This is a genomic window from Gordonia sp. i37 (assembly GCF_002043085.1).
In the GTDB taxonomy this organism is placed as follows: Bacteria; Actinomycetota; Actinomycetes; order Mycobacteriales; family Mycobacteriaceae; genus Gordonia; species Gordonia polyisoprenivorans.
Map to the genome: position 1 here is coordinate 1 of NZ_MVPX01000702.1, position 208 is coordinate 208.

Annotated in this window: 1 pseudogene; it reads right to left on the bottom strand. The window is 62.5% G+C overall.

The annotated features are described in order from the left end of the window. Window positions 1–141, bottom strand: a pseudogene (locus B1964_RS30260) (helix-turn-helix domain-containing protein); the annotation flags it as partial. Window positions 142–208: the final 67 nt, after the last annotated feature.

Genomic DNA, 208 nt, shown 5'->3' on the forward strand with positions numbered 1-208 from the left:
GAGTACTTCGGCGCGGTGTCTGAGGCCAACGCCGCCCGCACCGTGTTACGGGCCACCCCCAACCGGCGCGATCTCCTTGATCGGCACACCCTCACTGCGATGCAAACGGCGGATCTCCGCCCACTGCTCCACTGAAATCACCCTCCTAACAAGACGGGGGTCAAAATTCACCCGTCGTCAGGGGGTCAGTTTTCAGGCGCCGTCAACA